The sequence below is a fragment of the Anoxybacillus sp. J5B_2022 genome (assembly GCF_026847645.1).
GTDB lineage: Bacteria > Bacillota > Bacilli > Bacillales > Anoxybacillaceae > Anoxybacteroides.
On sequence record NZ_JAPSMC010000010.1, the window covers coordinates 58,412 to 66,058 of the forward strand.

Below are 7,647 nucleotides of genomic sequence, written 5' to 3' on the forward strand. Positions count from 1 at the left end.
AAGCAAATATTGACATGCCGCTTCCAACATGGTATACTACATAAGTCGAATAGAATACTTGTTTGTGACATAAGCAGAAGCACCCGCTTCTCACCTGGCTGACGCGTTAGTTGCTGTTGGCAGGTTGTTACGGTTCGGTTTTATAAAATTCGGGCGTAATAGCGTGGGTGTCGTATGCATCCACGCTTTTTATTTAGAAAAGCGGAGGCTCTAGCTGCTCCCGCTTTTCAAAAGGGTGCGAAAAACAAACAAGTCATTCGGAAAAAACCTTGGAGGTGGCTAGTTATTAGCAAAGATTTTATCATTAACGAAGGCATTCGTGCACGCGAAGTTCGTTTAATCGATCCAAACGGCGAACAATTAGGCATTAAATCGAAACAAGAAGCGCTCGAAATCGCGGCAAGACTCAATCTCGATTTAGTGATGGTGGCACCAAACGCAAAACCGCCAGTATGCCGCATTATGGATTACGGCAAATTCCGTTTCGAGCAGCAAAAGAAAGAAAAAGAAGCGCGTAAAAAGCAAAAAGTGATTAACGTAAAAGAAGTTCGTTTAAGCCCAACGATCGAAGAACATGACTTCAACACGAAATTGCGCAACGCGCGGAAGTTCCTTGAAAAAGGAGATAAAGTGAAAGCAACGATTCGTTTTAAAGGGCGGGCAATTACGCATAAAGAAATCGGTCAACGTGTATTAGACCGTTTTTCTGAGGCGTGCGCCGATATTAGTGTCATTGAATCGGCACCAAAAATGGACGGCCGGAGCATGTTTTTAGTGTTAGCGCCGAAAAACGATAAATAATCGAACGAGGAGGATACACCTTATGCCAAAAATGAAAACACATAAAGGCTCTGCAAAGCGTTTTAAAAAGACGGGCACTGGGAAATTGAAACGTTCTCATGCATTTACTAGCCATTTATTCGCAAACAAAACGCAAAAACAAAAACGCAAACTTCGTAAAGCAACGCTTGTATCTTCTGGCGACTTCAAACGCATTCGTCAATTGCTTGACAACGTAAAATAATTCGGAATCATTCGTAGGAGGGAATACAAATGCCACGTGTAAAAGGCGGAACAGTCACACGCAGACGTCGTAAAAAAATTCTTAAACTTGCAAAAGGCTATTTCGGTTCTAAACATCGTTTATATAGAGTCGCGAACCAACAAGTAATGAAATCATTAATGTACGCATATCGCGACCGTCGTCAACGGAAACGCGATTTCCGTAAACTTTGGATTACGCGTATTAACGCAGCAGCGCGCATGAACGGTCTTTCTTACAGCCGTTTAATGCACGGCTTAAAGCTTGCGGGCGTAGAAGTGAACCGTAAAATGCTTGCAGATTTAGCAGTAAACGATGCCGCAGCATTCACACAACTAGCAAACATCGCAAAAGAAAACTTAAATAAATAAGTAATGAATGGCCATTCTCTTAAGAGAATGGTCATTTTTTAAAGGGGGAAAGTAGATGGATATTCAACGTCTATACACGATGCAGCGGCAGCTAGATGAGCGAATTGAAACCGAGCGCGGGCTAGAAGGAGAAAATCTCGTCGAGCGCAAACTGTTGGCGCTTTTAGTCGAAGTGGGAGAACTCGCAAACGAAACGCGCTGTTTTAAATTTTGGAGCTCGAAACCGCCTGCTTCTTTCGAAACAATATTAGAAGAATACGTCGATGGGTTGCATTTTATTTTATCGCTCGGGTTAGATCTTCAGTTGGCAGCGCGCGTAGAGTGGCCGAACGTTGAAGAAAGCAAACCGCTCGTTGCCCAGTTTTTAGCCGTTTTTCAAGCCATTCATTTGTTTGAGCAGTCGCTAACTTTCGAAACGTACGAAGCGTTGTTGCGATCGTATGCGGCACTTGGACATGCGCTGCAATTTACGTCGGAACAAATTGAACAAGCATACATGGCAAAAAATGAAGTAAACCATGAACGGCAAACACAAAATTATTAACCAATTTTTGTACATAGTCGATTGTTTTCGGTATAATGGGGAAGAGACGGTGAAAGGGGTTTGAAGATGACAAAGTTAGATCCGACGTTGCAAATGTTAAAAGAATTAACGGACGCAAAAGGTGTCCCGGGCAATGAACGGGAAGCTCGGGAAGTGATGAAAAAACATATCGCTCCTTACGCGGACGAAGTAACGACTGACGGTCTTGGCAGCTTAATCGCGAAAAAGGTAGGGAACGAAAAAGGCCCTAAAATTATGGTCGCAGGCCATTTGGACGAAGTTGGGTTTATGGTGACGCAAATTGATGAAAAAGGCTTTATTCGCTTTCAAACGCTTGGCGGTTGGTGGGGACAAGTGATGCTTGCCCAGCGCGTGACGATCGTGACGAAAAAAGGCGATATTACCGGCGTCATCGGCTCGAAGCCGCCGCACATTTTGCCGCCGGAAGCGCGCAAAAAACCAGTCGAAATCAAAGATATGTTTATTGACATCGGCGCCTCCAGCCGTGACGAAGCGCTGGAGTGGGGAGTGCGCCCAGGCGATTCGATCGTTCCGTATTTTGAGTTTACTGTCATGAACAACGAAAAAATGTTGCTCGCAAAAGCATGGGATAACCGCATCGGTTGTGCGATTGCGATTGATGTGCTTAAGCAGCTGAAAGACGTGGAGCATCCGAACGTTGTATACGGTGTTGGCACCGTGCAAGAAGAAGTCGGATTGCGCGGGGCGAAAACAGCAGCGCACACGATTCAACCAGACATTGCCTTTGCGGTTGATGTCGGCATCGCTGGCGACACCCCAGGCGTGTCGGAAAAAGAAGCAATGGGCAAACTTGGTGCGGGTCCGCATATCGTGTTATATGATGCAACGCTTGTGTCGCATAAAGGGTTGCGCGAATTCGTCCTCGATGTCGCGGAAGAACTGAACATTCCGTACCATTTCGACGCGATGCCGGGCGGAGGAACAGATGCTGGTGCGATTCACCTAACTGCAAGCGGTGTTCCAGCGCTCACCATTTCCATCCCAACGCGCTACATTCACTCTCACGCTGCCCTTCTTCACCGCGATGACTACGAACAAACAGTAAAACTACTAGTCGAAGTCATTAAGCGTCTCGATGAAGAAAAAGTGAAAGAAATTACGTTTGATTAAGAGAAGTCGACTCGAATAGGGTCGACTTTTTACTTTTTTTTAGAAAATTTTTATTGACTTAAGTTAAATAATTTACTAAAATTTTTATTAACAGAAGTAAGCGCTTACTAAAATAAAACTTATTTCTAGGGGGAGATAACAATGAATAAGAAAAGGTTATTTAATTTCTGATTATTTAGGTAACTAGTATTAAAATAAATTTAAGCAAAGTGGTGTTCTAGAATGATTGAACATTTAAAAAATGAATATATAAAAGTATTTCAGGGGGGATATGGAAGATCATCTGTCTTCTTCGCCCCCGGCCGTGTCAATTTAATTGGAGAACATACAGATTATAACGGCGGGTATGTGCTCCCTTGCTCATTGCATATCGGAAAATATGCGGTCGCTCGGTTGAATGATGATGGGATGATTCGGCTCTATTCAAAAAACTTTCATGAAGATGGAATTGTCTCTGTGACAAAAGATGAACTTGCATATGACGAACGTCATGGATGGGCGAATTATCCGAAAGGAATGATTCGTGCGCTCATGCCAAAAGATGTACAAAGCGGGATTGACGTCTTATACTATGGCAATATTCCGAATGGGGCTGGATTATCTTCGTCTGCGTCGATTGAGCTCGTTACGGCCGTCATGTTGAACTATTTGTTTGAATTAAATATCGAGATGTTGGAATTAGTGAAGATTAGCCAACAAGTAGAAAACGAATATATCGGTGTGAATTGTGGCATTATGGATCAATTTGCGGTTGGAATGGGAAAAGCAGGTCATGCGCTACTGCTCGATTGCCAAACGCTTCAATACGAATATTTGCCCCTGTCTTTGGAAGATTGCTCGATCGTCATTGCCAATACGAATAAAAAGAGGGGATTAGCTGATTCAGCATATAACGAGCGCCGTGCGACATGCGAGCAGGCGTTGACGAAATTACAACAATATGTACGCATCAACTCGCTTGGAGATATGACGATGGAACAGTTTAATCAATATGCACATGTATTGTCTCCGATCGAACAAAAAAGGGTGCGACATGTCGTTTCAGAGAATGAGCGGACAAAGCAAGCGGCTTTTGTTTTACGCCAAGGAGATTTGCATACATTTGGACAATTGATGCGTCAATCACATGAATCATTGCGTGATGATTATGAAGTGACGGGAAAAGAGTTAGATACGCTTGTTGAAGCGGCATGGAAACATGAAGGTACAATAGGAGCACGTATGACGGGGGCAGGCTTTGGTGGTTGTACTGTAAATATTGTAAAGGACGATCATATTCCATCGTTTATTGAGCAAGTCGGTCAAATGTATGAAATGGAGATTGGTTATGCCCCAAGTTTTTATGTAGCTAAAATTGGCGATGGAGCAAAACAGCTTACAAAAGAAGGAGAGAGCATACGATGATTCTCGTTTGCGGTGGGGCTGGATACATTGGAAGTCATGCAGTGTATCGTTTAATCGAAAAAGGAGAAAGAGTTGCTGTCGTGGATAATTTACAAACAGGACATCGAAAAGCTGTTCATCCAGAGGCGATATTTTATGAAGGTGATATTCGTGATCGCCACTTTTTAAGCAACGTATTTAAAAATCATGAAATCGATACAGTGATCCATTTTGCAGCACATTCTCTTGTTGGAGAAAGTGTGAAACAGCCGTTAGCTTATTACAACAACAACGTTTATGGAACAGAAGTGTTGCTTGATGTGATGAATGAATATGGCGTCAAACAAATTGTTTTCTCCTCAACGGCTGCGGTGTATGGGGAACCAAAACAAATTCCGATTCAAGAGGCAGATGAAACAAATCCTGAAAGTCCGTATGGAGAAACAAAACTAGCGATGGAAAAAATGATGAAATGGGTGAACGTTGCACACGGTATTCGTTACATTTCTTTACGATATTTTAATGTTGCTGGAGCGTATGGAACGATGCTTGGTGAAGATCATCGTCCGGAGACCCATTTAATTCCACTTATTTTGCAAGTGCCGCTACGGAAACGAGAAGAGATTCATATTTTTGGAGATGATTACGACACGCCTGATGGCACGTGCATTCGTGACTACATTCATGTGCTAGATTTAGTCGATGCTCATCTATTAGCGGTAGAAAAACTAAGAAACGGTGGGGAAAGCAACATATACAATTTAGGAAATGGCAACGGTTTTTCTGTAAAAGAAGTCATTGAGGCTGCACGACGCGTGACGGGACATCCGATTCCTGAAAAAGTTGTGCCGAGACGACCTGGAGATCCTGCGCGTTTAGTTGCTTCATCGGAAAAAGCAAAACGTGAACTTGGCTGGAAACCGTTATACACAACGATTGAAGAAATTGTTGCTTCAGCATGGGAGTGGCACGAGGCGAATCCGAACGGATATGAAGAGGTGTAACTCATGGTGAACATTTACGAAGAAATTGAAACACTCATTCAATATGCGCTCCATCATCGCCTAATTGAACGAGAAGATGTCATTTATACACGCAATCGAATATTAGCGTTGTTGAAATTAGACGAATGGCAACAAGTTGACGTGATGCCTTCCTCGGATCGCCCACTTGTTTCCATCTTACAACGGATGATCCATTGGGCTGAAGAACATGGACGGCTTGTTGGAAAGACAGTTACTGATCGCGATTTATTTGATACAGAGATTATGAATTGTTTTGTAGCGCGTCCGTCAACGATCATTCAAACGTTTTATGAGAAATATAAGCGAAACAAACAAGAGGCGACAACTTGGTTTTATGAGCTTAGTCAAGCATCCAATTACATTCGCGTAGACCGAGTGATGAAAAATAGACGATGGAAAGCGCGTACGAAATATGGGGATATGGATATCACGATTAACTTATCCAAACCCGAGAAAGATCCTCGAGATATTGCGCGCATGAAGGACGTAAAGGAACAACGTTATCCTACTTGCTTGTTATGTATTGAAAATGAAGGGTATGCAGGAACGATTCGTCATCCTGCACGAGCGAACCATCGTATCATTCCGATTGAACTATGCAGTGAACGTTGGTTTTTCCAATATTCCCCTTACGTTTATTACAATGAACATTGCATCGTATTACGCGATAAACATATGCCGATGAAAATGGAAAGAAAAACGTTTGAACGGTTGCTTGATTTTGTCGATCAATTTCCACATTATTTTATCGGCTCTAATGCTGATTTACCAATTGTAGGAGGATCTATTTTATCGCACGATCATTTTCAAGGTGGAAAATATACGTTTGCGATTGAAAAAGCTCCATCTGATTTTTCGTTTACATTGCCAGCTTATCCTCACGTACAAATGAGCATTGTTCGTTGGCCGATGTCAGTTATACGTATACGTGGAGCAAAGAATGATGTATTACAAGTGAGTGATTTGATTTATAAAGAATGGAAAAAATATAGCGATCCTCAAGTGGATATATATGCACAAACAAACGATGTGCCGCACAATACAGTCACGCCAATTGCTCGTCGACGTGGGGAGTTGTACGAGATGGACATCGTGTTAAGAAACAATCGCACATCAGAACAATATCCATACGGTATTTTTCATCCACATGAGGAATTGCACCATATTAAAAAGGAAAATATCGGTTTAATTGAAGTCATGGGATTAGCGGTATTGCCTAGTCGATTGGCGGATGAGCTAGACCATATCGCACGATATATGAAAAATCAAACGCCAAAAGAGCAATGGGAACCGTCGTTATTGAAACATTGGGAATGGGTGCAAGACATAATGGAAAGACACTATGTTTTTGATGATGTACATGAATTATTAAAAGAAGAAGTAGGAAAACGATTTGAACAAGTACTCGAACATGCGGGAGTGTTTAAGCGGACGGAAGAAGGAAAGCGAGCGTTTCATCGCTTTATTCAGCACCTTCAGGAACGAAATGAATAAAGATGGGGAAAAAAATGTATATCGGTGTAGACTATTATCCAGAATACTGGCCAAAAGAAATGATTGAAGAAGATATTCGAAGAATGGGTGTGAAAACGGTCAGAAGATGGGGGCAAATGGCTATTGGAGCTGTTTGTACCGTCAACATGCGATATGGATGGAAAATGTTTTCAAGGAGGTGAATGGAGGATTCAGGGGGTTGATGTAGCAGTGTTAAGAGAGCATGATGAAGCCGTGAAGGTTTAGAGAAGTCTCGTTCCGACAGTTGGCAACATAATATGCATAAGATGATAATGTCTATAAACATTGGATCTTACGCACTTAGTGAAAAGGCTCATTTCATTAAGACAACAACTGAAAAATGTATGTTTTTCGGCTGTATATTCTTAATTAGACTCCTTTTTCACCAAAAGTTCATAAGAATTAAAAAAACAGGAGGGATTTCCTTTGAAAAAGATTTTGACACTATTTTTAGTAAGTATTCTTCTATTAACTGCTTGTTCTTCAGAAACGAAAACCGGGGGAGCTACAGATGGTACAAAAAGTACGAATGAAATAACAGTGTGGACGTGGGATCCAAATTTTAACGTAAAAGCGATGAAAATTGCAGAAGAGTTTTATAAGAAAGAGAATCCT

The 7,647-nt window shown here is 42.0% G+C and carries 10 protein-coding genes and 1 other annotated feature; all 10 genes read left to right on the forward strand.

Annotated features, from left to right (window positions below; all coding sequences use genetic code 11):
- Positions 1–65 precede the first annotated feature (65 nt).
- Positions 66–198 (forward strand) — a sequence feature (ribosomal protein L20 leader region).
- 57 nt (positions 199–255) lie between these two features.
- Positions 256–801 (forward strand): translation initiation factor IF-3, encoded by a 546-nt coding sequence (infC, locus tag M4I42_RS04755; protein ID WP_268851105.1) that lies wholly within the window; start codon positions 256–258, stop codon positions 799–801.
- Between the two features lie 22 nt (positions 802–823).
- The gene (rpmI, locus tag M4I42_RS04760) at positions 824–1,024 is read left to right on the forward strand and encodes a 50S ribosomal protein L35 (RefSeq protein ID WP_066327566.1); all 201 of its coding nucleotides are present in this window, start codon (positions 824–826) and stop codon (positions 1,022–1,024) included.
- 29 nt (positions 1,025–1,053) lie between these two features.
- Positions 1,054–1,413, forward strand: a complete 360-nt coding sequence (gene rplT / locus M4I42_RS04765) for a 50S ribosomal protein L20 (RefSeq protein ID WP_066327564.1) — start codon at positions 1,054–1,056, stop codon at positions 1,411–1,413.
- Between the two features lie 55 nt (positions 1,414–1,468).
- The gene (locus M4I42_RS04770) at positions 1,469–1,957 is read left to right on the forward strand and encodes a dUTP diphosphatase (protein ID WP_268851095.1); all 489 of its coding nucleotides are present in this window, start codon (positions 1,469–1,471) and stop codon (positions 1,955–1,957) included.
- A 66-nt stretch (positions 1,958–2,023) separates the two neighbouring features.
- Positions 2,024–3,109: a M42 family metallopeptidase gene (locus M4I42_RS04775; protein ID WP_268851096.1), complete on the forward strand. Its 1,086-nt coding sequence runs from the start codon at positions 2,024–2,026 to the stop codon at positions 3,107–3,109.
- Positions 3,110–3,331: 222 nt separating this feature from the next.
- Positions 3,332–4,513, forward strand: a complete 1,182-nt coding sequence (locus M4I42_RS04780; RefSeq protein WP_268851097.1) for a galactokinase — start codon at positions 3,332–3,334, stop codon at positions 4,511–4,513.
- On the forward strand, positions 4,510–5,496 hold the full coding sequence (gene galE / locus M4I42_RS04785; protein WP_171700416.1) for a UDP-glucose 4-epimerase GalE: 987 nt from the start codon (positions 4,510–4,512) through the stop codon (positions 5,494–5,496). Before M4I42_RS04780 ends, galE begins: the two co-directional genes overlap by 4 nt.
- Before the next feature lie 3 nt (positions 5,497–5,499).
- The gene (galT, locus tag M4I42_RS04790; RefSeq protein ID WP_268851098.1) at positions 5,500–7,011 is read left to right on the forward strand and encodes a UDP-glucose--hexose-1-phosphate uridylyltransferase; all 1,512 of its coding nucleotides are present in this window, start codon (positions 5,500–5,502) and stop codon (positions 7,009–7,011) included.
- A gap of 14 nt (positions 7,012–7,025) precedes the next feature.
- Entirely contained in the window at positions 7,026–7,193 is a 168-nt protein-coding gene (locus M4I42_RS04795) for a hypothetical protein (RefSeq protein ID WP_268851099.1), read from the forward strand.
- 265 nt (positions 7,194–7,458) lie between these two features.
- On the forward strand, positions 7,459–7,647 hold a 189-nt coding region (locus M4I42_RS04800; RefSeq protein ID WP_442864072.1), incomplete at its 3' end, for a lipoprotein.